Raw genomic sequence first — 26354 nt, forward strand, 5'->3', positions numbered from 1 at the left:
GTCAGAAGTACCCTTCACGCTTGCGGTCTTCCATGGCTGCTTCGGAGAGTTTGTCGTCGGCTCGGGTGGCGCCGCGTTCGGTGAGCCGGGATGCGGCGATCTCGGTGATGACCGCCTCCAGCGTGGTCGCGTCGGAGTCGACGGCGCCGGTGCAGGACATGTCGCCGACCGTGCGGTAGCGCACCAGCCGGGTCTGGACCGGCTCGGTCTCCTTCGGGCCGCCCCACTCGCCGGCCGTCAGCCACATGCCGCTGCGGGAGAAGACCTCGCGTTCGTGCGCGAAGTAGATCTCCGGCAGCTCGATGCCCTCACGGGCGATGTACTGCCACACGTCCAGCTCGGTCCAGTTGGACAGCGGGAACACCCGGACGTGTTCACCGGGGGCGTGGCGGCCGTTGTACAGGTTCCACAGTTCCGGGCGCTGGCGGCGCGGGTCCCACTGGGAGAACTCGTCACGCAGCGAGAACACCCGCTCCTTGGCGCGGGCCTTCTCCTCGTCGCGCCGGCCGCCGCCGAACACCGCGTCGAACCGCTCGCTCTGGATCTTCTCCGTCAGCGGCAGCGTCTGCAGCGGGTTACGGGTGCCGTCGGGACGTTCCCTGAGCACACCACGGTCGATGTAGTCCTGTACGGAGGCCACATGGAGGCGCAGCCCATGTGCGGCCACCACACGGTCCCGGTACTCCAGCACCTCGGGGAAATTGTGCCCGGTGTCCACATGAAGCAGCGCGAACGGCACCGCGGCCGGCGCGAACGCCTTCAGCGCCAGATGCAGCATCACGATCGAGTCCTTGCCCCCGGAGAACAGGATCACCGGGTTCTCGAACTCACCCGCCACCTCACGGAAGATGTGCACCGCCTCCGACTCCAGCGCATCCAGGTGGGAGAGGGCGTACGGGGTCTCGTGGGCCGTGCTGCGGGTCGCGGCCTGTGTCATGCCAGTCCCCTTTCCTTGAGCAGCGTGTGGAGGGAGGTCGCCGATTCCCGCACGGTCTGGGTGTGCGACTCGATGCGCAGGTCGGGGCTCCGCGGTGTCTCGTAGGGGTCGTCCACCCCGGTCAGGCCGGAGATCTCGCCCGCGGCCTGCCGGGCGTACAGCCCCTTCACATCCCGCTCCGCGCACACCTCGACCGGGGTCGCCACATGGACCTCCAGATAGGCGGTGCCGGAGCGGTCATGGCGTTCGCGGACCCGGTCCCGGCTGTCGGCGTAGGGGGCGATGACGGGGACCAGGGCGACGATGCCGTTGCGTGCCAGGGTCTCGGCGACCAGTCCGATGCGCTGGACGTTGGTGTCGCGGTCGGCGCGGGAGAAGCCGAGGCCGGCGGAGAGGAAGGAGCGGATCTCGTCCCCGTCGAGCACCTCCACCCGGCGTCCGGTGCCGCGCAGCCGGCCGGCCAGCTCGTGGGCGATGGTGGTCTTGCCCGCGCTGGGCAGGCCGGTCAGCCACACGGTCGCGCCGGGCCAGCAGGCGCAGTATCCGTGGCTGGTGTGGTGGTCCGGGGCGGGTGGGGTGTCGGGGGACGCGGACAGGGTGTCAGACATGGCTGGTTTCCTTGTCGGATACGGACCGCGGGGCGCGAGGGCCGACGAAGCTCGCGGCGGAGCCCTCGCGGGGCAGTTGCAGCACCAGGGCGCCCAGCACGACGGTGGCCGCGGCGATCACGGCGTAGTACCACATGAAGTCGCCCGTGACGTTCTTCAGGAATCCGGCGGTGTAGTTGCCGACGATGCCGCCCAGGCCCTGGGTGACGTTGGTGACCCCGAAGATCACGGTGGCGGCCGCCCCGGAGGCGGACTTGGACACGTAGGCCGGCACCAGTCCGTAGATCGGGTAGAAGGCCAGCGCGAAGAGGACGCCGGAGACCATGGGCACGTACCCCACGGGGGCCAGGACCAGCAGCAGCGCCGAGGTGAAGAACATGGCGTAGCAGAGCAGCATCGAACGGCGTACGCCGATGCGGTCGGAGAGCCAGCCGACGGCGAAGCCGGCGCCCATGCCGATGACGGCGATGGTGCCCCAGACCTGGGCGGCGAAGTGGATGTCGAAGCCGAGCCCTTCGCGCAGGTAGGGCGAGAGGTAGTTCTGGAACGGCATGCAGGCGAACCCGTTGAGGAACTTGATGATCCAGACGATGACCACCCAGCGGACGAGCACCATGCGCCAGCCGGCCCGCGCGCTGGTGGTGTCGGGGGCGGCCTCCTGGCCGGCGTCCTCGTGTTCCTCGGGCCGGTTCTCCGCGGGGCTGTAGAACAGGCCGTAGCGCTTGAACGCGTAGGCGGCGACCGCGGTGACGGCCAGGGTGCCCAGGCCCACGCAGTACCACAGGCCGCGCCAGTTGCCGGAGCCGACGAAGGACGGCACGAGGAGGCTGTTGACGAAGACGCCGTAGCTGGTGCCGCTGGAGATCAGCCCCAGTACCTTGCCGCGGTGCCGGTAGTCGACGACCCGGCCGACGATCTCCACCAGGGGGACGTACACGGAGGCGGCGGTGCCGCCCAGGATGGTCAGCAGGACGCCGATGAGCACGATGCTGTCCGTCATCGGGATCAGGACGAGGCAGAGTCCGCACAGCACGGCCGAGCCGATGGTGACGGTGCCTCCGCCGAGCCGGGTCGACACCCAGGTGCCCAGCAGCGCGAACGCGAGGAAGCCCAACTGGCCGGCGGCGGTGACCGTGCCGACCACGGTGTAGCCGAAGCCCAGGTCCTCGCGCATGTCGGTGACGATCTGCGCGAACAGGTAGAACCCGAAGCCGTAGGTCGCGGCCACGAAGCTGGTGAGCAGGATGGTGATGACGAACGCGGCGACGGTGCGGTTCCGGTCCGGCCGCTGCCGTGGTTCGGTGACGGTGCTCGTCACGTGGTTTCTCCTTACGCCTTGCGGGCGACGTGGATCAGGAAGTCGGCCTCGTCGAGGTCGAAGTCCTGCCTGAAGTCGCCGAAGTCCTGGACCGATTCGAAGCCCGTGTCGCGCAGCAGGCCGTCCAGTTCGGCCGACAGGATCGGGTAGACCTCCAGGTGGTGCACGTCACCGTCGGGGAAGTCGTAGCGGAAGCGGCACAGCCGGTCGTCGGCGTGGTCGACCGAGACGCTCACGCCGCTGCCGCAGTAGTAGTAGTTGCCGCTGCTCCGGTAGCGCTGCCGGCGCACGGCGTCGAAGTTGCGGTGGTCGACGATGAAGATCCCGCCGGGTTTCAGGGCCGCGTAGAACTGGGCGAGGACGGCCCGGCGGTCGGCCTCGTCGAACAGGTGCGGGAAGGAACTGCCCAGGCAGACCACCGCGTCGTAGGTCCCCTCCAGGCGTCCGGACAGCTCGCGCCAGTCGGAGCACAGCACGGGGAAGTCGTGGCCGTGGGCGGCCGCGTTCTGCCGGGTCCGCTCGACCATCGCCTCGCTGCCGTCGACGGCCGTCACGTCGAAGCCGTGGGCGGCGAGCATCACGGAGTGGTAGCCGGTGCCGGCGGCCGTGTCGAGGACGCGGTGGGCCTCGGCGCCGCCGAGGATCTCGACGAAGAAGCCCTGTTCGCCGTCGCGGCGCCGGTTCCAGTCGATGAGGTCGTCCCAGCGGTCGACGAGGGACGCGCCGTACTGCGCGGCGCCTTCCTGAACCGGGTGGATCGTCCGTGCTGTGGTCATGGGATCTCCAGGGGCAGGGTCGGGTCCGGGCTCGGGACGGGGGCGTCAGGCGCCGTGCCGGGCGGCGAACGCGCTGTACTTCGCGCCGAGTTCACGCGCCCACTCGGCGGACTCGTCGAGCTTCATGCTGGGGCAGTCGTAGCCGAGCAGGCGTCGCATGACGGCCATCTCGCGCTCGGCGAAGTGCACCGTCCCGTCGTCGTCGATGCGGTCGATGCCGTCGGCGCGCTGGCAGTCCTCGTTGAGGGCGACGGCGGTGGCCTCGTCGAGGTGGGAGGGCAGGTCGAGGACGGCGCCGTGCCGGTACACACGCACCGGGTAGCCGCCGGGGAGGCCGTCGGGGGCCGGGGCGTGGGCGCGTACTCCGCTGTCGGTGGCCAGGCCGTGCACCACGCGCACCACCGAGGAGGCGGTGAGGAGCTGGCCCTCGATGCCGCCGATCCGCTTGAGCGGGCCGTCCAGCAGACGGAACAGCTCGCCGTGGTCGATGCGCTGTGCCTCGCCGCCGGTCAGCCGGACGTCCAGGTCGTAGGCGCCGCGGCCGGCGTCGCCGAAGCGGGGCACGTAGTGGCTGAAGTAGTGCTGGCTGGTGAGCCGCACCTCCACCTGGCCGGGGTCGGCGTCGAGCAGCATGGCGGCGCCGTGGGTGAGGGCCGGCACGATGTTGGCCACGTTGCCGGCGCCCACCGTCGGGGCGAGCCCCACCCGCTGGAGCACGGGTCCCACGGCGTCGGGGAAGGCCGCGTTGACGACCTTGGCACCGGTGCCCGAGGCGTGTACCGCGCGCATCAGGAGGTGGTTGAGGGTGAGGTGCATCGGCAGCCAAGGGCCGAACTGGGCCTCGTCCAGCTCCTCGAAGACCGGCTTGGGCAGTTGGGTGATCACCCGCCAGGACTGGAGGGAGGCGCCCATGACGATGATGTCGGGGCGTACCTCGGCGAGCGTGGCGCTCGTCGCGTCCACGTCCCACAGGTCCATGGCGACGGCCTGAGGGGGCGTGGGCGGCCGGCTGATGTTGGTGGCGGTGAAGCGGGCGAGGTTGGCCCGGCGGCGCAGGGCCTCGGGGTCGCGGCCGGCGAGCACCACGCGGTCGGTGGCGGGGTCGGCCAGCAGCATGTTCAGGACCCTCGCCGACAGGTCGCCCACGCCGACGAGCATGATGAGGGGCTTGGTCGTCACGGTGTCTCCTTCCTCCGGCGCCGTTCGGGTGCGGAGGCGGTGGGCCGGTCAGCGGGGGTAGCAGCCGTTGTCGGACCGCAGGAGCGCGCCGGTGAGCGTGCGCGACGCGTCGGACAGCAGGTAGACGCAGACATCGGCGACGTACTCGGGGCGGATGTCGCCGTCGAGCTGCTCCTGGCGCTTGTACTCGGCGTAGCGGTAGTCGGGTATGCGGTCCGCGATGGCCGTGTCGACGATGAGGCCGGGCGAGACCACGTTGACCCGGATGTACGGGGCGAAGTTCATGGCGTTGGACTTGGTCAGGCCGATGACCCCGGCCTTGACGGTGCCGTACAGGGCGTCGGAGCTGCCGACCTCGCCCGCGACGGAGGCCAGGTTGACGATGGAGCCGCGTCGCTCGGCGGGCAGCAGATGGCCGGCGAAGCGGCGGGAGAGCCAGACGGGTCCCTTGACGTTGACGGCGATGACCCGCTCGATGGTGGCGTCGTCGTACTCCCACACCGGCTGTCCGAGGTAGAGACCGGCGTTGTTGACCAGGCCGTCCACCTCGGGGTGGGCGGCGATGACGTCGTCCATGAAGGCGTCGCAGTCCTCGTGCGAGGCCACGTCGCGCACGTGCGTCTCCAGGGGGCGGCCGGCGTGCTCCGCGGCCAGTTCCTTCAGGCCGGCCTCGTCGATGTCGCAGGTCACCACGGTGTGCCCGGCGTCGAGCAGGCGGGCCACGAGCGCCTTGCCCACGCCGCTGGCGCCGCCGGTGACGATGATCGTGCGGGTTTCGGGGGTCAGGGCGTCGGTCGTCATGCCACGGTCTCCTTCTCCGGCTGGAGCCGGTACTGGTCGATGTGGTCGTAGAACGGCTTGCAGTACTGGACGAACTCGCGCAGGTGGGGCGCGTCCTCGTAGCTCACGCGGTACTTGCGGGCGGGGGCGCCGATGCCGGTGCTGGCCGCGACGTCGGTGTGCCAGCCGCTCCAGGTGGCCCACTCGCCGCGTTCGCCGCTGGACCAGCGCAGGGCCTCGGGCCGGAAGGGCACGCCGATGGCCGCGCAGTAGGCGGCCAGGGTCCGCTCGGGGTCGGCGGCGAGGTCCGCGGCGTTGATCACGACCGGGGTCTCCCCGGTCAGTTCGCGCACCGCGTCGAAGAGCCGGGCCAGCGGCTCGTAGCCGAGGACCTCACGGGTGACTCCGGGGTGGACGGTGGCGTGCGAGAGCACGGCCTCCTCCGGGTCGCGCACCAGGAAGGTGTGCGTCTGGCCGCGAAGGTACCCGGGGTCGGCGAGCAGGTGGTCGAGGCAGTGGTAGGGGAAGTCCTTGTGGAACACCGGGCGTTCGGCCCGTGCCTCCTCCATCATCCGCCGCACGTCCGGGTAGGTGAGCGGGTGGCCGTCCTGCGGGTTCTTGTGCGGGATGGCGGCCCGCTGTTCGTGCATGAAGAAGACGTAGGCGAACTCCTCGTGGAAGACGGTGAAGTCACCGCGCTCGATGAAGGAGCGTTCGACGGCCGTGGACAGGGAGCGCGGGTGGCTCCACAGTGCGATCGACGGGTGCACGGGCTCCTGCCTCCTGGACAGACGTGGACGGGACGGCGCCGGGCGGGCGGTCACCGGGGGTGGCCGGACAGGCTGAGCGGACGGGCCCGGCTGGAGAGGGCCTGGAAGCGGCGGGCGACGAAGTCCAGCAGGCGCCGGGTGTTGCCGAGGACCTCGGCATAGGTGGCGGTGAACGCGCCGTAGTGCGCGAACTGGTCGCTGGACATGCCGTCGGCGAGGTAGCCGCGCTGGAAGGAGGGCAGCCACATCAGCTTGTCCATGACCTGCTCGGGGATGCCGGAGTGGATCGCCTCGGCGTCCAGCCGGGGCAGCTCCGCCTCGCGCCGCACGACGTCCGCGACGAACTGCGGCTTGCAGGTGTAGGCGACGGAGCCGCCGGCGCTGTGCTCCAGGTGCATGCTGAGGCCGCCGAAGCCCTGGGCCGGGTCGTCGGCCTCCAGGCTGGAGAGCAGCGGCTTGACCGGGTGGCCGTGCTCGGCGATGAGCTGGTGGATGCGTTTGAGGACGGCCATCTCGCCCCAGCGCAGGTCCGTTGCCGTCAGTTCGACGTCGCGGGCCGCCGCCTCGTGGAGCAGGTCGGTGTTGGCGCCGAACCGGCCGATCATGTGCGTGAAGACCGCGCGCCAGCGGGTGGTGTCCGCGCCGCGGCGCTTGGCGTCCCGCAGTCCGCCGTTCACGGCGTCCACGCAGGCGAGGAACTGAGGGACGGTGTAGGAGAGCGTGTTGTTGACGGAGATGCCGTGGCCGACCAGGGTCCGGATGGTCTGGTAGCCGGCGGCCGAGCCGGGCACCTTCACCATCAGGTTGGGCGCTATCCGCGCGATCCTCAGGCCCTGTTCGGTCATGGCCGCGGCGTTGAACATCAGCCGCGGGTCGAGCTGTCCGGAGACCCATCCGTAGCGGCCGCCGGTCGCCTCCCACATGGGGCGCATGGCGCGGGCCGCGCGGCGCAGCGCCTCCTCGTAGACCAGGTGGAAGGTGTGGTCGAGGTCGGGCAACGGCTGCTCGCGCACCGTCCGGTCGATCCACTCCTCCCACGGCCGCGGGGTGGCCAGCACGCTCCGGGCGACGAGCGAGGGGTTGGTGGTGACGCCGCGCACGAGCGAGACGTCGGGGTCGTCGGGACACAGGAAGGTGCGCAGTTGGCTTTCCCAGCGTTCGCGGGACGCCCGGTCCGGGGCGCCGGCCAGGAACCGGTCGCGCCAGCCGGTGAAGTCCAGCGGTGAGGAGTCCCACCAGATCTCGGCGGCCGGACTGAGACGCTGTATCTCTTCGAGGACGATCGACATCGTGAGCAGTACCTTCCGATCCGCTTCCCCGCGGGGAAGCTGACGGGCACGGTGAGCGGGTCCGGGCCGGGCCCTAGGCGGCGGGGGCCGGCGGTGTCGTGGCGAGCCGGTGTCCGAGGAGGGCGGGCAGCTCCGCCATCGAGGTGAAGACGCTCGCGCCGGCCTCGGCCAGCTCGGCGGCGGTGCCGCTGCCGGGCGGGGCGTAGCCGAAGACGGTCATCCGGGCGGCGACCGCCGCCTGCACGCCGACCAAGGAGTCCTCCACCACGGCGCAGCGGTGTGCCGGGGTGCCGAGGTGGTGCGCGGCGTGCAGGAACAGGTCCGGCTCCGGTTTCCAGGAGCCCACCTCGTAGGCGCTGAAGATGCGGCCCTCGAAGTAGGGCAGGAGGCCCGTGACGGACAGGGTGTGGGTGATCTTTTCCCGGGGGGCACTGGAGGCGGTGCAGTAGGGCAGAGACAGGCCGGCCAGCAGATCGTGCACGCCGGGCACCGGCAGCAGTCCGTCCGTGAAGGCGGCGAGGGTCCGTCGCCGGAACGCGGCGATGAACTCCTCGCCCAGCGGGCGCCCGAGGCGTTCGCCGAGCTCCTGGACCCAGAGGGCCACCTTGCGTCCGCGCAGCAGGGCGAGCGCCTCGGCGGAGGTGAGTGCCAGTTCGGGTGCCGTCATGGTGCGCAGGACTTCGGCGCTGAGCGTCTCGCTGTCGACCAGCACTCCGTCGCAGTCGAAAATGACCAGTCGCTGTTCCATGACTTCAGCACAGCAGCCGGTCCTTACGATCGGCTGACGCTCCGCTACCCGGCCCGCACCCGGGCGCCGATATCGCCTCGTACCGTCACAAAGCGGCCAGCAATGACGGAGTCCCGGTCAACCGGCCGCGCACAGTACGCGGTTGGCGCGACACGTTCCTACGGTGGAGAAGGCGGGACCTCCCGCGGCTCCCCCGTCCTTCATACGAGAGGAACGTGCATGAAGTTCGGAGTTCTCGGCCCGCTCACCGCCGACCTCGACACCGCGACGACCTCGGCGGCCTCCGAGCAGGGCACGGACCGACTGCCATCAGCCCCCAAGACACGGCAACTTCTCGCCCTGCTGGTGCTGAACGAGGGCTCCCTGGTGACGTTGAACACCTGCGTGCAGGAACTGTGGGGCGAGGACGCCCCGCGCAGCGCCGTACAGAGCCTGCACACGCGGGTGTTCCGCATCCGCCAGGCGCTGGCCGCGCTGCCGGGCATCGGGACCACCGACGCCGCCAAGCGGGTCCTTGAGACCCACCACCAGGGCTACGTCCTCAACCTGTCCACCGGCTCCCTCGACGTGCACACCCTGGACGAGCAGCTCGCCCAGGCGCGGGGCGCGCGGGCCGGTGACGACGCACGGGAGATCTCGCACGCGCTGCGCGGCGCCCTGCGGCTGTGGCGCGGCGCCACCCTGGCCGACGTCGAGACCGGGATGCATCTCCAGGCCCACGTCACCCGCCTGGAGGGCATCCGGATGACGGCCCTGGAACAGTGCCTGGACGCGGAACTGCGCCTGGGCATGCACCACCAGCTCATCTCCGAACTCGGGGACCTGGTCTCCCGTTTCCCCACACAGGAGAACCTGCACGCCCAGTACATGCTGGCCCTCTACCGGTCCGGCCGCACCGCCCAGGCCCTCGACGTGTACCAGGGGCTCAACCGCCGGCTGGTCGAGGACCTCGGCATCGAGCCGTCCCACAAGTTACGCAGCCTGCAGACCGCGGTGCTCGCGGAGGACCGCACGCTGGACGTCGTCGCGCCGCGCAACCTGCGGCTCTCGCTGGACCTGGTGGCGGGACGGTGACCACGTCCACGACCGCGGCTCCCGCGGCCGCACGCCCAGACGCACGGACCGTGCGCCGCTTCCAGACCCGCATCGCGGTGTGCGCCGGCGGCGGCGAGGTCTGCGACGGCTGGGTGCTGGGCGTCGTGGGCGCCGCGCTGCCCCTGGCCCGTGACGACCTGGCACTCGGCACCACCGCCACCGGCCTGATCGGCGCGTCCTCCCTGCTCGGCATCTTCCTCGGCGGCCTCGCCTTCGGCCGGCTCACCGACCGTGTCGGCCGCCAGCGCATGTACCTCGTCGACCTCCTGGTCTTCGTCGCCGGCTCGCTCCTGCAACTGACCGTCGGCTCGGGCACCGAGCTCTTCCTGGTCCGGTTGGTGATGGGCATGGCGGTCGGCGCCGACTACGCCATCGCCGGCGCTCTGGTCGCGGAGTTCGCGCCGCCCGCCCGTCGGGGGCGCCTGCTCGGCTCGCTCATCGCCTACTGGTACGTCGGCTACGTGCTGGCCACCCTGACCGGCCTGGCCATGGCGGCCGGCCTGGAGGGGCCGTACGTCTGGCGGTGGATCCTCGCCACGAGCGCGATCCCGTCCGTGGTGGTGCTGCTGGCCCGGCTCGGCACCCCCGAGTCGCCCCGCTGGCTCGCCGCCCGGGGGCGTCACCGGGAGGCGGACGCCGTGTGCCGCCGGTGGCTCGGCTGCACCCTCGCGGAACTCGGGGACGACACCCGGCCCGGCCTCGGCCGGCCCAGCCTGTTCTCCGCCGCCTACCGCGGGCGTGCCCTCTTCACCAGCACCTTCTGGCTGTGCCAGGTCACCCCGTTCTTCGCCATCTCCACGTTCGCGCCGCAGGTGCTGTCCTCGCTGGGGACGACCGGCGGCGCGACGGAGGTGGTTCTCAACACCTTCCTCCTGCTGGGCTGTCTCTGCGGTGTCCTGCTGATGGACCGCGTCGGCCGCCGCCCGCTGCTCGTCGTCCCGTTCTTCGTGGCCACCGCCGCCCTGCTGGTCCTGGGCGTGGCCCCCGGCGGCCCGGGGCTCCTCACCGCCGTCTGCTTCGCCGCCTTCGCGCTGAGCCATGCCGCCGGCAGCACGCTTCAGGCGGTCTACCCCAGCGAGGTCTTCCCGACGGAGATCCGCGCCACCGGTATCGGTTTCGCCGCCGCGTGCAGCCGCGTCGGCGGTGCCGTCGGCACCTTCCTGGTGCCGACCGCTCTGACGTCGTGGGGCGTGGGCGCGGTGATGCTGTGCGGCGCGGCGGTCTCGCTGTTCGGCGCGGCGGTCTCGCTGCGTGCCGCTCCCGAGACCAAGGGCCTCGCACTGGCCCGGACCGGCGCCCCCGGAGGGCCGCGCCCCTGATCCCGCCCCGCCCTGATCCCACCCGCCCCTTCCGATTCCCCGCACGAGCGAAAGGCAGGAACCCATGTCCCGTCGCCTCTTCACCTCCGAGTCGGTCACGGAGGGACACCCCGACAAGATCGCCGACCAGATCAGCGACACCATCCTCGACGCCCTCATCGCCCAGGACCCCACCGCACGCGTGGCCGTGGAGACGATGCTCACCACCGGCCTGGTGCACGTGGCCGGCGAGGTCAGCACCAGCGCCTACGCGCCGATCGCCCAACTGGTCCGGGACAAGGTGCTGGAGATCGGCTACGACTCCTCGACCAAAGGCTTCGACGGCGCGTCCTGCGGGGTGTCGGTCGCGATCGGCGCCCAGTCCCCCGACATCGCCCAGGGCGTCGACACCGCCTACGAGTCACGCATCGAGGGCGGCGACCAGGAACTGGACCGGCAGGGCGCCGGCGACCAGGGCCTGATGTTCGGTTACGCCTCCGACGAGACGCCCGAGCTGATGCCGCTGCCCATCCACCTCGCCCACCGGCTCTCCCGCCGCCTCACCGAGGTCCGCAAGAACGGCACCCTCCCCTACCTGCGCCCCGACGGCAAGACCCAGGTCACCATCGAGTACGAGGGAAGCCGCCCGGCCCGGCTGGACACCGTGGTCGTCTCCTCCCAGCACGCCGCCGACGTGGACCTCGACGCGCTGCTGACCCCCGACGTCCGCACCCACGTGGTGGACCACGTCCTCAAGGAGCTCGCCGAGTCCGGTCCCGCCCTGGCGACGGACGGGTACCGGCTGCTGGTCAACCCGACCGGCCGCTTCGAGGTCGGCGGGCCGATGGGCGACGCCGGACTGACCGGCCGGAAGATCATCATCGACACCTACGGCGGATACGCCCGCCACGGCGGGGGCGCCTTCTCCGGCAAGGACCCCTCCAAGGTCGACCGCTCCGCCGCCTACGCCATGCGCTGGGTCGCCAAGAACGTCGTCGCGGCGCGGCTCGCCCGGCGGTGCGAGGTCCAGGTCGCCTACGCCATCGGCAAGGCCGAGCCCGTCGGCCTGTTCGTGGAGACCTTCGGTACCGCCACCGTTGCGCAGGCCGCCATCGAGAAGGCGATCAGGGAGGTCTTCGACCTGCGCCCGGCCGCCGTCATCCGGGACCTGGACCTGTTGCGGCCCATCTACGCCCAGACCGCGGCCTACGGGCACTTCGGCCGTGAACTGCCCGACTTCACCTGGGAGCGCACCGACCGCGTCGATGCCCTGCGCGCCGCGGCGGGCGTCTGACACCCCGCCGCACCGAGCCGCCCAGCCGCCCGCCGCCCCCGACCCGGGAGTCACACCGTGCGCATCGCCGTATCCGGTTCCATCGCCACCGATCACCTCGCCGTGTTCCCCGGCCGGTTCCGGGACCAGATCCTCGCCCAGCAGGTCGATCACGTCTCGCTGTCCTTCCTGGTGGACGACCTGGAGGTGCGGCGCGGGGGTGTGGCGGCCAACATCGCGCTGGGCCTTGGGCGGCTGGGCGAGACCCCGCTGCTGGTGGGGGCGGTCGGCGCCGACTTCGCCGACTACGAGGTCCAGCTCGGGGAACACGGCGTCGACACCGCCGCCGTACACGTCTCCGCCACCCGGCACACGGCCCGCTTCATGTGCACCACGGACACCGACCAGAACCAGATCGCCGTCTTCTACGCCGGAGCGATGGCGGAGGCCGCCGACATCGACCTCCTCGCGACCGCCCGCCGGCACGGCCCCTTCGGGCTCGTGCTCATCGGCCCCGACGCACCCGAGGCCATGCTGCGCCACACCCGCGAGTGCCGCGCGGGCGGCGTCCCGTTCGCCGCGGACCCCTCGCAGCAACTGGCCCGGCTCACCGACGGCGAGGCACGCGAACTCGTGGACGGCGCAGCGTACTTGTTCACCAACGAGTACGAGGCCGCCCTGCTCGTGGAACGCACCGGCTGGTCGCACCACGAGGTGCTGACACGGGTGGGCACCTGGCTCACCACCCTCGGCGCCGAAGGCGTCCGCGTCGAACGAACCGGAGAGCGTCCGGCCCGTCACCCCGCCGTGCCGGCCCGTCACGCCGTCGACCCCACCGGCGTCGGGGACGCCTTCCGGGCGGGTTTCCTCGCCGCCACCGGCTGGGGCGTGAGCCCGGAAGCCGCCGCCGCGCTGGGCTGCGGCCTCGCGACTCTCGCGCTGGAGGCCAAGGGGCCGCAGGAGTACGAGATCGACACCGCCGGCCTCCTCGGCCGGGTCACCGACACCTACGGCGAGCCCGTGGCGCTGTCGCTCGCACCCCATCTGACCCGGGTCCGCGCCGGATGAGAGCGGGGGGAACGATGTCGTCGAAGCCACGCGATTCCGGCCGGACCCTCCCGCGTGTCCCGCACGACAGCGGGGCGCTGCGGGCTCTGTCCGCGGAGGGCGTGGCGCTCTGGCTCGACCGGGTGAGCCGGCGTCACCTCCTCGACGGCACCCTGCGGGCCTGGGTGCGCGGTGGCCTGGTCAGCGGCGCGGTGCTCTCGCTGGCCGCGATGACGGACGAACTGCGCCGGGCAGGCACCTCGTACCAACCGCAGGTGGACGCCCTGGCGCGGGCCGGCTGGACGCCGGAGCGCATCGGGCGGGAACTGCTGCGCACCGACGCCCGGTGGGCGTGCCGGGTGCTGGCCCCCGTGCACGCCAGGGCGGGCGGTCTGGACGGCTGGGTGCGCACCGACGGCGCGGACGGCTCCGCGTCGGAGGCCCTGGGGCTCGCCGCGGACGTGGGCCGGCGCAACCTCCTCGTCGACGTGGCGGCGACCCGGAGCGGGCTCGACGTCCTGCGTGTCTGCGCCCGGGAAGGCGTGGGGACCTCCGCGACCCGGGTCTGCTCCGAGGAGCGGTTCGCGGAGGTGCTGGACGCCCACTTGAACGGGCTGGAGGACGCGGTGCGCGAAGGCCGCGATCCGGCCCGCTCGGTCTGCGTGCCGTGTGTGGCGGTGGGCGAGGTCGACGCGGCCGTGGAGGACGCGCTGGCTCGCACGGCAGAGAGACACCCGGCACCGGGTCTCGCGGGCCTCACGCTCGCCCGTGCCGTCCACGGCCATCTCGACCGGCGGTTGGGCGGCGAGCGTTGGCGCGCCCTGCGCTCCGCAGGTGCGCTGCCCCACCGCCTCGCCTGGCACACTTCGACACCCGCGCAGGTGAGGGAGATCGTGGGCTGGCGGACCGCCCATGTCGTCTCTCCGGAAACCGCCGTCGGGCTCGCCCTCGGGCCGGTGCCCCTCGGCGACAGCCTCGCGTCCCGCACGCCGGACGCCCGGCGTGACCTCAACGCGCTGCGCCGTCATGGCGTCCACCTCGGCTGCCTGGCGGAGACCCTGACCCGGCACGCGCAGCGGGCGCACGACCGTGAACGGGCCGCCTTCCTGGAGGCCGTCCGGGACAGGATGCCCCGGCGCCGGGCGCTTCCTTCCGTCACTCCACGGCGCTGATCTCGAGGAGGACGTGCCGTACGGCGCACTCGCCCTCCAGGACCACCCGTCCGGCCAGGGTCCGCAGGGCGCGGCCCTCTTCCGCGGCGATGCGGGTCAGCACATCGAGCTGGCCGCGGTCGCAGAAGTGCAGCAGCGCCCGGCCGGCCGGGGTGAGGTGGTGCACGGCCTCCGTGAGGTAGCGGCGGTGGGCGCGGTAGCCGGGGTCGACGTAGGCGCGCTCGTGGTCGCTGTCGAAGACGTACTCCTCGGGTGCCAGGACGTAGTTCGAGCTCCAGAAGATCCGGTCGAAGCGGCGGCCCGCGAAGGGGGCGAGGAGGTCTCCGTGCACCGCGTCGACACGGTCCGCGACGCCGTGCCTGGCCGCGTTGAGTACGGTGTTGCGCACGGCGTGCTCGTTGACGTCGACGGCGGACACGCGGTGTCCGGCCAGCGCCGCCAGGACGGCGATGACCCCGGCGCCCGACCCGACTTCGAGGAAGGCGGGCGCGTCGGCGGCGAACGGCGCGGCCGTACCCGGCGGCGCGGCGGAGTCCAGGCCGAGCAGTTCGACCGCGGTACGGGTGGACGGCGAGTAGGGCGGCGCGAAGACGTGGTCGAGCAGGTCCCAGCGGCGTCCGAGCATGGTGAACTCGCGGGGCCGGTCCGGGCGGTTCAGGGAGAGCCGGCTGCGTTCCAGCGACTTCTCGTAGCTGCGTATCTCCCGCGGGTCCCTCGGCATGTCGCCGCGGCAAGCATCGGTCAGGGCCGTGGCGGGTAACCGGGCGGTGTCGTCGTGAGCGGTGCTGCCCATCGGCATCCTCGTCCTTCCTGGAGCGGGCACTCATGTCGGAGGTGCGTGGTGCGGAGACCTCGTGGTGCCCCACCGTTCCACCCTCACCGCCGGGGCGAGGCGTCCGGAAGGGAGTCCGACGACACTTCCGGGGCCGTGACCGGTGGCCGGACCACCACCCCCCGGAAGTGACCTGCGCCACATCGAGTGGCTTTCCCGTACCCGAGGGGCAGGCGCAAAGGGACCGAGCCGGGTTGCGTCACACGGCGCCGGGAACCGGGGGAGAGGCATACGGATGGTCGACGGCGAGCGGCGCCAGACAGCGGCAGGGAGCGCCTCGGGCGTGGCACTGGACCTGCTCGAACTCCTCGCGGCGGAGGCTTCGCCGGACCGGATGAGCGATCTCGTGCGGCGCGCGGCGGCCGACGCGGACCCCTCGGCGGCCGCGGAGCTGGACCGCGCGCACGAACTCGCCCTGCACGTCCACTCGTTGTTCGCCCGTCGTCAGCAGCGGGAGGCCGAGCTGGCGGCACTGATCGACACCGCACGTGATCTCACCGCCCCGCACGAGCTGGACACCCTGCTCAAGATGATCGTCCGGCGCACCCGCATGCTCTTCGGCGTCGACATGTCCTACATCAGCTTCCGCGACCGGGACAGCGGCGAGGGCTATGTGCGCACCTCCGACGGCCACGCCTCCGCGCTCACCCTCGGGTACCGGGTGCCGGGCGACGCCGGGCTCGGCTGGGAGTCCAACGTGGGCGGCGTGCCGATCTGGTCGTCGGACTACCTGGCGGACGACCGTATGCGGCACTCCCCCGTGCTGGACGACATCGTGCGTTCCGAGGGGCTGCGCGGCATCATCGCCTCACCGCTCACCCACGGCAGCGAGACCTTCGGCACGCTGTACGCCGCCGACCGCAATGTGCGCCACTTCAGCATCAGCGACGTCTCGCTCATGACCTCGCTCAGCGACCTCGCGGCCGTCGCGATCGAGAAGGCCCGCACGCTGGAACAGCGCGGCTCCTACCTCGCCGAACTGGGCGAGTTCCGCCGCTTCGGGCGGCTGCACACCCGGCTCACCGACCTGGCACTGCGCGGCGCCGGGCTCCAGGAGGTCCTCGCCGCGGCGGCGTCGGCCCTCGACTGCGCACTGGAGGTGCGCGACGCGGACCAGCGCCGGATCGGCGCCGCCGGGGACCCCCCGGAGGTGGCCGAGGAGCAGGTACGGCGTGCGCTGGGCGAGTCCTACCGCGGCGGGCAGGACGGGCCCGTGCCGGTGCGGTCGGCGGCGCCGGACGGCTCCGCGTACCCGGAGCTCTGGGTCATCCCGCTGACCGCCGGGGACGAGGAACTGGCCGTACTGCTGATGCACGCGAGGTGGCCGCTGGACGACGCCGCCCGCTGGAAGGGGCAGTTGGTGGCGCAGCCGCTGGCGGTGCTGTTGCAGATGCAGCGCGGGGAGGAGGCCATCGCCAGCCCCTTCCGCGACGAGCTGTTCGAGGAACTGCTGGCGGCGACCGGGCGTCCTGTGGAGCAACTCGCTCATCGGGCGGCCCGATTAGGGCTCGCCACCCCGCGGCCCATGATGGTGCTGGTCGGCCGGCCGGAGGGTGGCAACCTGGGCCGGGCGGCCAGTTGGGCCGCGGCGTACGCCCGCCGGACGGGCGGCCTGCGCAGCATCAGGGACGGGTGCGTCTCCCTGCTGCTGCCGCTCACCGGGCAACTCGGCGACGGCGACGACGGCTGGTGCGCCCGACGCGTCAAGGACGAGATGACGGGCGCGCTCGGCCATCCCGTCACGGTGGGCGCGAGCGGTCGCATCACCGGTCTCGGCGACGTGCGCGACGCGCACCGGGAGGCGACGCGGTGCCTGGACGCGCTGCTCGCCCTGGACCGGGCGGGCAGCGCGGCCGCCGCCGGGGACCTGGGCTTTCTCGGGCTGCTGCTCTCCGACGCCCCGGACGCGACCTCGTTCGTCACCGCGACGATCGGCCCGCTCCTGGAGTACGACAGGCTGCGTCTGACGGAGCTGACCCGGACCCTCGAGGAGTACTTCGCCGCGGGCGGCAGTCCGAGCGTCGCGGCGGAGGCCCTGCACGTGCACGCCAACACGGTGTACCGGCGCCTCGACCGCGTAGCCGAGGTTCTCGGTCCCGGCTGGTCGGACCCCGACCGGGCGCTCGACCTCCAACTGGCCCTGCGGCTGCACCGCACCCGCGGGGCCCTGCGGTCCGGCCCCGAGATTCCCGCGCCGGACGTCCTGGGCCCGGTGGTCCGGACGGCCGCCCAGCACTCGGCCGGCGAGCGCTGAAGCCGCCCGGAACCCCTCAGGCGGCGCACATGGCGGGCCGCCGCACCCCGGCCCGGTCCCCCGCCAGCTCCTGGACCGCGTACGCGCACGAAGCCAGCGTCATGTGCCGGTGCCAGCCCGCGAGTGACCGTCCCTCGTAGTCCGCCAGTCCCACGGCCGCGCCGCGCGTGCGCCAGCCGCCGGCCACGCGCCCCGGAAGCCGGACCAGGGCGCCCAGCACGGCGGGCCGCTCCGCGGGCAGGTCACTGAGCCATACCTCCTCCGGCCGGCCGCCGACGTGCCCGCCCGGCCACACCCCCACCGCGGTCGACGGTCCCAGGTCGCCCGTCGCCAGGGCGGCGGGCACCGTCGCCACTCCCCCGTCCGACGCGGAACGGAGGCCGGCCGACCTGAACACCTCGCCCGCCGGAGCGACCTCCGCGGGGCCCGGGACCGGCCGCCGTTTCACGGCCAGCCGCACCTCGTGGTCGACGCGGACCGTCAGGGGACACCGCGCCCAGGGCTGCCGGGCGGGGTCGGCCACCGGCAGCACCCCCGGGTCGACGACCACGGGCCGCCGGCCCCCGGTCCAGTCGGCGACCTCGGTGACCAGTTCGGAGACCGCGGCCACCCGTCCGGCCTCGCCACCGCCCGGCACCAGCCGCCAACTGACCGGCACGAGGGACCCTGCGGTGGCGAACCAGGCCCCGAAGGCCAGTTGCCCGACCAGGACCCGTTCCCGCTCGCGGGAGTAGTGCCGGGTCACCCCCACGCTGCGGTCACCGGTCTTGGGGATGGACACGGGCCCCACCACCCAGGCCCCGGCCCCCTCTCCAGTCCGCTTGGTGAGGGCCTGGGCCAGCGCCCGCCGTGTCGGGCCCCAGCGCCAGGCCCCGCAGGACACGAACCTCCGCAGCCGCTGCTCGTCCTCGGGGCCGCCCACGGCCGCGGCGATGTTCGCCACGGTCTTGCGCCCGTCGACGCCCAGCAGGCCGTCCACGTACTGGCGGGCCCGGACCCTGTGGGTCGCGCCGCTGAACCCGGCGAACAGGGACGCGTACAGCTCGGTCATGTCCGTCATGCCTCCCGACTCTCCCCGCCCCGGCCCGGCCGCACGAGGGAAGCCCGTCACCCGGGTTCGGCGGCAGGCGGTGCCCGCACCACCACGGCCGCCGCGGCCACCACGGCGGCGGGGCCGACCGGGGCGCGGAGGGGGGTGGTGAGGCCACCACCGCCCGGCGGGGCCGCGCCCTTCGACACCGGACCCGCTAGCATCCCGCGGCATGAACGACGACGTGCGCAACATCGTCCTGGGCGTCATAGCCGCAGGCATCAGTGCCGCGATCGGGTGGGTGGCCCGTACCTACCTGTGGCGGCGGAAGCTGCGGCGGAAGCAGGTGTTCTTCGGGCTGCCGGACAACTCGGAGACGCTGTTCGTCGTCAACCGGGACCCGGGGGCGACGGAGCCGGCGGTGCACCGGTTCGACGTGTTCGCGTTGCTGGAGCTGTCCGCGCTCATCAAGGACTGTGGCGCGAACATGCAGTTGATGACGCAGGACGTGGCGCACCAGGGTTTCGGTGAGCGGACCGAGTTCTGTGTGGGCGGTCCGGCGTCCAACCGGCGGATGCTGGCGCACATGTCGGCGATGCTGCCGGGGGTGCGGATGAACACCGAGAAGGAGAAGGGGCCGAACCGGGGCGCGTTCCGGATCGGTACGGAGACCTACCGGATGGAGCCCGGCACGACGGAGTACGTGCTGCTGGCCAAGGTCGCGGCGGGGCGGCAGACGCGGCCGGTGTTCCTGTTCTGCGGGCAGCGGGCTATCACCAATCAGGCGGCGACGCGTTATCTGGCCCGCAATCACGAGCGGTTGGCCCGCAAGCACGGCTCCCACTCGTTCGTGCTGCTGCTGAAGGTGGTCAACTCCCAGGCGTACGGCCCCGATCTGGTCGAGGTGGTCGCCGATGTCACGCGGGCGGCGCAGGCCCCGTTCCCGGAGACCGAGGAGACGCCGGCTCAGGCGACGCCCGCCTCGTAGCGTGCAACCGTCTTCAATTATTGTTACCCGTACGTAACTTACCGACGGGTTACTTGAGGTAAGAACCACCCACTACTGTCGGGTCACTTTCGCACTGGCACGCGTCAGGAGTGACCATGGCACCCGCTCGTAACCCCCTGCGCACCTGCGCCGTCGGCACCGTCTCCGCGGCGCTGGTCGCCGGCGCGGTCGTCGGACTGGCGCCCGCGGCCCAGGCGGCCCCCGCCGTACGGTTCGTCGACATTCCCGGTGACGGGGGCACCGTACTGAAGGCGAACGTCGTCACCCCGGCGGGCTCCGGCAGCCATCCGCTGCTCGTGCTGCCCACGAGCTGGGGCTTCCCGCAGGCCGAGTACCTCGCCCAGGCCCAGAAGCTCGCCGACTCCGGCTATGTGGTCCTCTCCTACAACGTGCGCGGCTTCTGGCAGTCCGGCGGCGAGATCGAGGTGGCCGGAGCTCCCGACCTGGCGGACGCCTCCAAGGTGATCGACTGGGCGCTGGCGAACACCCCCGCCGACGCGGCGCGCGTCGGCATGGCGGGCGTCTCCTACGGCGCCGGCATCAGCCTGCTCGCCGCCGCCCACGACAAGCGGATCAGGGCCGTGGCGGCCCTCAGCGGCTGGGCGGACCTGATCGGCTCGATCTACTCGGGGCGCACCCAGCACGTCCAGGCGGCGGCCCTGCTGGACGGCGCGGGTGCGATCACCGGGCGGCGGAGCCCGGAGCTGCGGCAGATCTTCGACCGCTTCTACGCCTCCGACCTCTCCCAGGAGCAGAACCTCATCGACTGGGGCGAGCGCCGCTCCGCCGTGACGTACCTGGACCGGCTCAACGCCGGCAAACCCGCCGTCATGCTCGCCAACGCCTGGAGCGACTCGGTCTTCCCGGCCAACCAGTACGCGAGCTTCTACGAGAAGCTGACCGGCCCCAAACGCCTCCAGTTGCGCCCCGGCGACCACGCGACCCCGGAGCTGACCGGCCTGTTCGGGCTGCCCAACGACGTGTGGAAGGACACCGGCCGCTGGTTCGACCACTACCTCAGGGGCGTGGACAACGGCGTCGACCGCGAGCAGCCCGTCCAGTTGGAGTCCCGCAGCGGCGGCGGCTACGAGGGCTACCCGGACTGGAAGTCGGTCGCCGCCACCGACCGCAAGATCGCGCTGGCGGGCAGCACCACCATCCACACCAACGTCGACTCCGGCGCGGACGGCGGGATCGTCCTGCTCTCCGGCCTCATGGACCAGGTCACCAAGCTGCCCCCGATGGCCTCCGTCCCGCTGCTCCCGCGCCGCTGGGCGGCCGTCTGGCAGTCGGAGCGGTACGCGGCGCCCCAGCGGGTGCGCGGCACCGCCAGGCTGCACACCACGCTCACCCCGACCGCCGAGAGCGGCACCTTCGTGGCCTACCTGTACGACGTGGGCCCGCTCGGCATCGGCAAGCTGGTCACCCACGCCCCCCTGACCTGGCACGGCCGTACTCCGGGCAAGCCGTTCGGGGTGGACCTGGACCTGTTCTCCACGGCCTACGACGTCCAGGCCGGGCACCGGCTGGCCCTGGTGGCCGACACGGTCGATCCGCTCTACATCGAGCACAACCCGTCCGGCGCGCGGCTGACCTTCTCCTCGCCGGAGGACGACCCGTCGTACGTGTCGGTCCCCCTGCGCGAGCAGTGATCTCCGGCCGCCGCCGGACGAGCATGGCCCGTGTGAACCGCCGCCCTCGTCACGGCTTCGGAGCCGTGGGTGGCTCCCCACCCGGCAGCAGCGCCCCAGGGCCGGGCGCGGCGACAGCCACGGCCTCGGTCTTGGGACTGCGCTGCTCCCGGCGGGACACCCAGACGGCGAACCACGAGAGCAGCATGCACATCCCGATGTAGATCGGCGAGATCACCATCACCACGGGGATGAACGGCAAATCGTAGTCGAGGTTCGAGGCGATGAGCTTCCCGGCGTGGAGGAACTCCTCGTAGGTGATGAGGAAGCCGAGCGAGGTGTCCTTCAGCGCGACCACCAACTGGCTGATGATCGCAGGCAACATGGCGCGCACCGCCTGCGGCACGAGCACATAGGACATGACCTGGGTTTTTCTCATGCCGAGAGCGAACGCGGCCTCGCGCTGGCCGCGTTCGACCGCGTTGACACCGGAGCGGAAGACCTCGGCGAGCACCGAGCCGTTGTAGAGGGTCAGCCCGGCGACCAGGGCGGGCAGCGGCTGCACCTTGAGCGCCACGAAGATGAAGAAGATCATCACCAGCACGGGCATCGCGCGGAAGAACTCCACGAGGAGCGTGGCCAGCCAGCGCACCGGCGCGTGGTCGGAGAGGCGCCCGGCGGCGAGCACCCCACCGAGGGCGAGGGAGAGCACGGCGGCCATGGCGAACGCCTTGAGGGTGTTGCCAAGACCGCGCAGCAGCAGTTCCTGGATGCCCTTGTACTCGAAGGGCATCCACTTGGTGGCGGTGAACTGGCCGGTGGAGAACAGGAGATAGAGGAGCCAGGCGACCAGGCCCAGCAGGACGGCTGTGGACAGCGCCGCGTACAGCGCGTGCCGCCGCCGGGTGGTGGGGCCGGGGACGTCGTAGAGCGCGGTGGTCTCGGTCGTCATCGGGCCACTCCCCACTTGCGTTCCAGCAGGTTGAACAGGGCGCTGATGGCGAGCGTGATGATCAGGTATCCGACGGCGATCCAGACGAAGGTCCAGATGATGTTGTAGCCCAGCTCGCTCAACGTCTTGTAGGTGCCCAGCAGTTCGGTGACGCTGAAGGCACCGGCGATGGCGGAGTTCTTGGCCAGCGCGATCAGGGTGGAGCCGACGGGCGGGATCACCGAGCGGAACGCCTGCGGGAGCACGATCACGCCGAGCGTCTGCGAGAAGGTCATGCCGAGACTGCGGGCGGCCTCGCCCTGGCCCCTGGGTACGGTGTTGATGCCGGAGCGCAGCGCCTCGCAGATGAACGCGGAGGTGTAGCAGCCGAGCGCCAGGACCGCGAACGCCTGGAAGGGCAGGACGAGTCCGAACCGGGGCAGCCCGAGCAGCACCGCGAAGAACAGCAGGGTGAGCGGGGTGTTGCGCAGCACGGTCACCCACACCGTGCCGAACACCCGCAGCGAGGCCACCGGCGCGACCCGGAAGGACGCCATCAGGAAGCCGAGCGCCAGGGCCAGCAGCGAGGCGTACACGGTCAGTTGGACCGTGCCGAGGAATCCCTCGGCGTAGACGGCGAAGTTGTCTGTCAGTACGTTCATGGCGTCCTCGGTCAGCTCGCCGGGTAGCGGTCGATGGGCGGCGGCTTCGGCGCGGGCACGCCGGACAGGCCGAGCGTGGCGTCGTACGCCTTCTTCCAGTCGCCGTCCTTCTCGCGGGCGGCCAGGGCGTCGTCCAGGGCGAAGCGCAGGGTGTTGTCGCTGCGCGGGACGCCGATGCCGTACGGCTCCTCGGAGAACGGCTTGCCGACGACCTTGAGTTCGTCGGGGGCCTTGGCCGCGTAGCCGATCAGGATGGCGTCGTCGGTGGTGACCGCGTCGACCTGGTAGGTGAGCAGGTTGTCGACGCAGACCGAGTAGGTGTCGTAGGCGACCAGGATCGCCTTCGGGTAGTCGTCCTTGATGCGCTGGTACGGGGTCGAACCGGCCGCCGAGCAGACGCGCTTGCCGGCGAGGTCCTCAGGCCCGTGGATGTCGTCGGTGTCCTTGCGGACCAGCAGGGACTGGCCGGCCATGTAGTAGGGGCCGGCGAAGCCGACGAGCTTCTTGCGGTTGGCGTTGATGGTGTAGGTGCCGACGTAGTAGTCGATCTGGCCGTTCTGCAGGGCGGTCTCGCGGTTGGCGGAGGCGATGGTGCGGAAGCGGACGCTGTCGCCGGGGAAGCCGAGGGAGGCGGAGAGCATCTTGGCGATCTCGATGTCGAAGCCGGAGTACCGGCCGGTCGCCGGGTCCTTCTCGCCGAGGTAGGGCTGGTCCTCCTTCGCGCCGACGACGAAGTGGCCGCGCTTCTTGGCGCGGGCCCAGGTCGGGGAGCCGGGCAGGCTGTAGTCGCGGGCCACCGAGTAGTGCGGGAGCTGGTCGGGGGCGGGGCCCTTGGCGGGCGGGCTGCCGTCCTTGCCGCAGGCGGCCAGCAGGGCGAGCGGGGCGAGGAGCAGGGCGATGGCGCGGGGCGCGCGGGTGTGGCGGGACATGGGTCGCACTCCCCCGGTCAGTGCTTGAGGATCTTGGAGAGGAAGTCCTTGGCGCGCTCGCTGCGCGGGGCGGTGAAGAACTCCTCGGGGCTGCGGTCCTCCACGATCCGGCCGTCGGCCATGAAGACGACGCGGTTGGCGGCGGAGCGGGCGAAGCCCATCTCATGGGTGACGACGATCATGGTCATGCCCTCGCGGGCGAGCTGCTGCATGACCTCCAGCACCTCGTTGATCATCTCGGGGTCGAGCGCGGAGGTGGGCTCGTCGAAGAGGAGGGCCTTGGGGTCCATGGCGAGGGCGCGGGCGATGGCCACGCGCTGCTGCTGGCCGCCGGAGAGCTGGGCCGGGTACTTGTCCGCCTGGGCCGACAGCCCGACCCGGTCGAGGAGTTCACGGGAGCGGCGGTCGGCGTCGGCCTTCTTGCGGCCGCGCACCTTGGTCTGCGCGAGGGAGACGTTCTCCAGGACCGTCTTGTGGGCGAAGAGGTTGAACGACTGGAAGACCATGCCCACTTCGGCCCGGAGCCGGGCCAGCGCCCGGCCCTCCTCCGGCAACGGCTGCCCGTCGAGCGTGATGGTGCCGGACTCGATGGTCTCCAGCCGGTTGATGGCCCGGCACAACGTCGACTTGCCCGATCCGGAGGGGCCGATGACCACGACCACCTCCCCCTTGCCGACGGTCAGGTCGATGTCCTGGAGGACATGCAGCTCCCCGAAGTGTTTGTTGACGTCACGCAGTTCGATCAACGGATCGACGGCCATCCGCAGCCCTACTCACTCTCGCCGAGTCGTAGTGGCCGAAACTATCCAGACCGTGCCGGACCAGGCGGACGACACGCACCCTGGGGCATTAGCCGTATTTAAGCCCCAGTTGCGCGACGCCGACAGCCGCCGGGCTCACGGTTCGGCGATCTCCGCGTAGAACTGGGACAGTTCGGGAAGGCCGCTGGTGGCCCACTGACGGCCGGGCTCCGTGACCTCGAACTCCCGGCCGGAGGCAAGCCGCAGAACCGGCTCTCCGTCCCGTCTGATGCGCCAGACCGCGCCGGGTACGGTGCGCACGACCACGGTGCCGAGGTAGAGCCCGGCGTCGTTGCCCAGCCAGGGCAGCGTCTCGGGGTCGTCGCGCCACAGCGGGACGAGCTGGTCCAGTGCCTCCAGGGAGGCCGGGGTGTCGTCCAGGCGGACACCCGCCCGGTCCGCCTGGGAGCGCAGCAGTTCGCACTCGGAGAGCAGCGCGGCGATGGCCTCGGGGTCGGCCGGGAGCGCCGCGTCACCGCTCTTGCCGCGCCGGGGGCCCAGGAACGGGATGTTCATGGACCCCAGCGTGGCATCAGACGTCGAGGTCGACCACCACCGGCGCGTGATCGGACGCGCCCTTGCCCTTGCGCTCCTCGCGGTCGACGTAGGCGTCCTTGACCGCGCCGGCGAACGGGCCGTTGCCGTACACCAGGTCGATGCGCATGCCGCGGTTCTTGGGGAAGCAGAGCTGGCGGTAGTCCCAGTACGTGAAGGGGTGGTCGTACTTCAGCGGGCGGGGCACCACGTCGCTCAGGCCGGTCTCGCGCAGCGCGGCCAGGGCGGCGCGCTCGGCGGGGGTGACATGGGTGGCGCCCTCGAAGGCGGCGCGGTCGTACACGTCGTCGTCGGCCGGGGCGATGTTGTAGTCACCGAGCACGGCGAAGGGGCGCCCGCCCGCCGCGTCCCCGGCGACGGCGGTCCTCAGGGCCTCGAGCCACTGGAGCTTGTACGCGTAGTGCGGGTGGTCGACCTCGCGGCCGTTGGGCACGTACACCGACCACACGCGGACCGGGCCGCAGGTGGCCGACACGGCGCGGGGCTCCTGGGCGCCCTCGTAGCCGGGGTCGCCGGGCAGGCCCTTGACCACGTCCTCCAGGCCGACGCGGGAGAGCACCGCCACGCCGTTCCACCGGCCGGTGGCGTGGACCGCCGACTCGTAACCCAGCTCGCGCAGGGCCTCGACCGGGAACTGCTCCTCGGCGACCTTGGCCTCCTGGAGGCAGAGCACGTCGGTGCCGCTGCTCTCCAGCCAGGCCAGCAGCCTCGGGAGACGGGCGGTGATCGAGTTCACGTTCCAGGTGGCGATACGCATGTCCCTCAACCTACCCGCCGGGTGTGACAACCGGGCTCACAGCTCGGCGGAGGTCCCCGGTGCCAGGCGCAGGTGCTCGGCGTCGGCCAGGCCGCCGATCTGGCGGTCGTAGATCGGGCGGGCCAGGTCGGTGAGGAGGGCGTCGTGGATGTCGTAGGCCCGGCGGGGCTTGACCTCGCGGACGTACTCGATCACCTCGGAGATCTTGTTCCACGGCGCCATCACCGGGAGCATCAGGGTCTCCACGGCCTGGTCGGGGACGGTGAGGGCGTCGCCGGGGTGGAAGACCTTGCCGCCGTCGATCAGGTAGCCGACGTTGGTGATGCGCGGGATGTCCGGGTGGATCACGGCGTGCAGCTCGCCGTGGACCTGTACGTCGAAGCCGGCGGCGGTGAAGGTGTCGCCGTGGCCGACGGTGTGCACCCGGCCGGGAAAGGCGGCCGTGAGCTGGTCCGCGACCGACTTCAGGGTCCAGATCCCGGCTTCCGGGTTCGCCTCCAGCGCGGTGCGCAGCCGGCCCTCGTCGAAGTGGTCCGGGTGCTCGTGGGTGACGAGGACGGCGTCGGCGCCGACCGCCGCGTCCGGCTCGCTGAAGTTGCCGGGGTCGATGACGAGCGTCCGGCCGTCCTTCTCCAGGCGGACGCAGGAGTGGGACTTCTTGATGAACTTCATGA

The 26354-nt window shown here is 71.8% G+C and carries 26 protein-coding genes; 8 read left to right on the top strand and 18 right to left on the bottom strand.

The window, feature by feature from the left end; all coding sequences use genetic code 11:
• Position 1: 1 nt before the first annotated feature.
• The 9 genes from cysD to OG448_RS05930 all read right to left on the bottom strand — a co-directional run bounded on the left by cysD (position 2) and on the right by OG448_RS05930 (position 8405).
• The gene (gene cysD, locus OG448_RS05890) at positions 2-937 is read right to left on the bottom strand and encodes a sulfate adenylyltransferase subunit CysD (RefSeq protein WP_391292964.1); all 936 of its coding nucleotides are present in this window, start codon (positions 935-937) and stop codon (positions 2-4) included.
• The gene (gene cysC, locus OG448_RS05895) at positions 934-1545 is read right to left on the bottom strand and encodes an adenylyl-sulfate kinase (protein ID WP_405551855.1); all 612 of its coding nucleotides are present in this window, start codon (positions 1543-1545) and stop codon (positions 934-936) included. Before cysC ends, cysD begins: the two co-directional genes overlap by 4 nt.
• A complete protein-coding gene (locus OG448_RS05900) occupies positions 1538-2863 on the bottom strand; it encodes a nitrate/nitrite transporter (protein ID WP_405551856.1) in 1326 nt (441 codons plus the stop codon). Before OG448_RS05900 ends, cysC begins: the two co-directional genes overlap by 8 nt.
• An 11-nt stretch (positions 2864-2874) precedes the next feature.
• Complete coding sequence (locus tag OG448_RS05905; RefSeq protein ID WP_405551857.1) at positions 2875-3639, bottom strand: class I SAM-dependent methyltransferase; 765 nt, start codon at positions 3637-3639, stop codon at positions 2875-2877.
• 45 nt (positions 3640-3684) lie between these two features.
• Positions 3685-4818, bottom strand: coding sequence for a hypothetical protein (locus tag OG448_RS05910; RefSeq protein ID WP_405551858.1), 1134 nt, complete (start codon positions 4816-4818; stop codon positions 3685-3687).
• Between the two features lie 48 nt (positions 4819-4866).
• A complete protein-coding gene (locus tag OG448_RS05915) occupies positions 4867-5619 on the bottom strand; it encodes an SDR family NAD(P)-dependent oxidoreductase (RefSeq protein WP_405551859.1) in 753 nt (250 codons plus the stop codon).
• Positions 5616-6368, bottom strand: a complete 753-nt coding sequence (locus OG448_RS05920; RefSeq protein WP_405551860.1) for a hypothetical protein — start codon at positions 6366-6368, stop codon at positions 5616-5618. Before OG448_RS05920 ends, OG448_RS05915 begins: the two co-directional genes overlap by 4 nt.
• Before the next feature lie 50 nt (positions 6369-6418).
• Positions 6419-7657 carry a transaldolase family protein gene (locus tag OG448_RS05925; RefSeq protein ID WP_405551861.1) on the bottom strand — a complete coding sequence of 413 codons (1239 nt, stop codon included), beginning with the start codon at positions 7655-7657 and terminating at the stop codon, positions 6419-6421.
• 73 nt (positions 7658-7730) lie between these two features.
• Positions 7731-8405, bottom strand: a complete 675-nt coding sequence (locus OG448_RS05930; protein ID WP_405551862.1) for an HAD family hydrolase — start codon at positions 8403-8405, stop codon at positions 7731-7733.
• A 219-nt stretch (positions 8406-8624) separates the two neighbouring features.
• Between OG448_RS05930 and OG448_RS05935 the strand changes: the two genes are divergently transcribed.
• The 5 genes from OG448_RS05935 (at position 8625) to OG448_RS05955 (ending at position 14290) form a co-directional block, all read left to right on the top strand.
• A complete protein-coding gene (locus OG448_RS05935; RefSeq protein ID WP_405551863.1) occupies positions 8625-9479 on the top strand; it encodes a BTAD domain-containing putative transcriptional regulator in 855 nt (284 codons plus the stop codon).
• Between the two features lie 50 nt (positions 9480-9529).
• On the top strand, positions 9530-10819 hold the full coding sequence (locus OG448_RS05940) for an MFS transporter (protein WP_405551864.1): 1290 nt from the start codon (positions 9530-9532) through the stop codon (positions 10817-10819).
• A gap of 64 nt (positions 10820-10883) precedes the next feature.
• Positions 10884-12092: a methionine adenosyltransferase gene (gene metK / locus OG448_RS05945; RefSeq protein WP_405551865.1), complete on the top strand. Its 1209-nt coding sequence runs from the start codon at positions 10884-10886 to the stop codon at positions 12090-12092.
• Between the two features lie 57 nt (positions 12093-12149).
• Positions 12150-13139: a carbohydrate kinase family protein gene (locus OG448_RS05950; protein WP_405551866.1), complete on the top strand. Its 990-nt coding sequence runs from the start codon at positions 12150-12152 to the stop codon at positions 13137-13139.
• Between the two features lie 14 nt (positions 13140-13153).
• Positions 13154-14290, top strand: coding sequence for a transaldolase family protein (locus OG448_RS05955; protein WP_405551867.1), 1137 nt, complete (start codon positions 13154-13156; stop codon positions 14288-14290).
• On the opposite strand, the gene OG448_RS05960 is transcribed toward OG448_RS05955, so the two are convergent.
• On the bottom strand, positions 14274-15083 hold the full coding sequence (locus OG448_RS05960; RefSeq protein WP_405551868.1) for a methyltransferase domain-containing protein: 810 nt from the start codon (positions 15081-15083) through the stop codon (positions 14274-14276). The genes OG448_RS05955 and OG448_RS05960 overlap by 17 nt on opposite strands.
• Positions 15084-15405: 322 nt before the next feature.
• Between OG448_RS05960 and OG448_RS05965 the strand changes: the two genes are divergently transcribed.
• Positions 15406-17376 (top strand): helix-turn-helix domain-containing protein, encoded by a 1971-nt coding sequence (locus tag OG448_RS05965; RefSeq protein ID WP_405551869.1) that lies wholly within the window; start codon positions 15406-15408, stop codon positions 17374-17376.
• Positions 17377-17392: 16 nt separating this feature from the next.
• Here OG448_RS05965 and OG448_RS05970 read toward each other — a convergent pair whose 3' ends face one another.
• The gene (locus OG448_RS05970; protein WP_405551870.1) at positions 17393-18436 is read right to left on the bottom strand and encodes a transposase; all 1044 of its coding nucleotides are present in this window, start codon (positions 18434-18436) and stop codon (positions 17393-17395) included.
• A 202-nt stretch (positions 18437-18638) separates the two neighbouring features.
• On the opposite strand from OG448_RS05970, the gene OG448_RS05975 reads away from it, so the two are divergent.
• Positions 18639-19394 (top strand): hypothetical protein, encoded by a 756-nt coding sequence (locus tag OG448_RS05975; protein ID WP_405551871.1) that lies wholly within the window; start codon positions 18639-18641, stop codon positions 19392-19394.
• 116 nt (positions 19395-19510) lie between these two features.
• A complete protein-coding gene (locus OG448_RS05980; RefSeq protein ID WP_405551872.1) occupies positions 19511-21067 on the top strand; it encodes an alpha/beta fold hydrolase in 1557 nt (518 codons plus the stop codon).
• Between the two features lie 49 nt (positions 21068-21116).
• Here the strand turns inward: OG448_RS05980 and OG448_RS05985 are convergent, their stop codons facing one another.
• The 7 genes from OG448_RS05985 to OG448_RS06015 all read right to left on the bottom strand — a co-directional run bounded on the left by OG448_RS05985 (position 21117) and on the right by OG448_RS06015 (position 26352).
• A complete protein-coding gene (locus OG448_RS05985; protein ID WP_405551873.1) occupies positions 21117-21998 on the bottom strand; it encodes an amino acid ABC transporter permease in 882 nt (293 codons plus the stop codon).
• Positions 21995-22639, bottom strand: coding sequence for an amino acid ABC transporter permease (locus OG448_RS05990; protein ID WP_405551874.1), 645 nt, complete (start codon positions 22637-22639; stop codon positions 21995-21997). Before OG448_RS05990 ends, OG448_RS05985 begins: the two co-directional genes overlap by 4 nt.
• 11 nt (positions 22640-22650) lie before the next feature.
• The gene (locus tag OG448_RS05995) at positions 22651-23568 is read right to left on the bottom strand and encodes a glutamate ABC transporter substrate-binding protein (protein WP_405551875.1); all 918 of its coding nucleotides are present in this window, start codon (positions 23566-23568) and stop codon (positions 22651-22653) included.
• A gap of 17 nt (positions 23569-23585) precedes the next feature.
• Positions 23586-24329 (bottom strand): amino acid ABC transporter ATP-binding protein, encoded by a 744-nt coding sequence (locus tag OG448_RS06000; RefSeq protein WP_405551876.1) that lies wholly within the window; start codon positions 24327-24329, stop codon positions 23586-23588.
• A 135-nt stretch (positions 24330-24464) separates the two neighbouring features.
• Complete coding sequence (locus tag OG448_RS06005) at positions 24465-24884, bottom strand: DUF6278 family protein (protein ID WP_405551877.1); 420 nt, start codon at positions 24882-24884, stop codon at positions 24465-24467.
• A 16-nt stretch (positions 24885-24900) separates the two neighbouring features.
• Positions 24901-25680: an exodeoxyribonuclease III gene (locus tag OG448_RS06010; protein ID WP_086695278.1), complete on the bottom strand. Its 780-nt coding sequence runs from the start codon at positions 25678-25680 to the stop codon at positions 24901-24903.
• A gap of 36 nt (positions 25681-25716) precedes the next feature.
• Entirely contained in the window at positions 25717-26352 is a 636-nt protein-coding gene (locus OG448_RS06015) for an MBL fold metallo-hydrolase (RefSeq protein ID WP_405551878.1), read from the bottom strand.
• Positions 26353-26354 lie beyond the last annotated feature (2 nt).

Origin of the sequence: Streptomyces sp. NBC_01171 (assembly GCF_045039805.1) — a bacterium.
Lineage (GTDB): Bacteria > Actinomycetota > Actinomycetes > Streptomycetales > Streptomycetaceae > Streptomyces.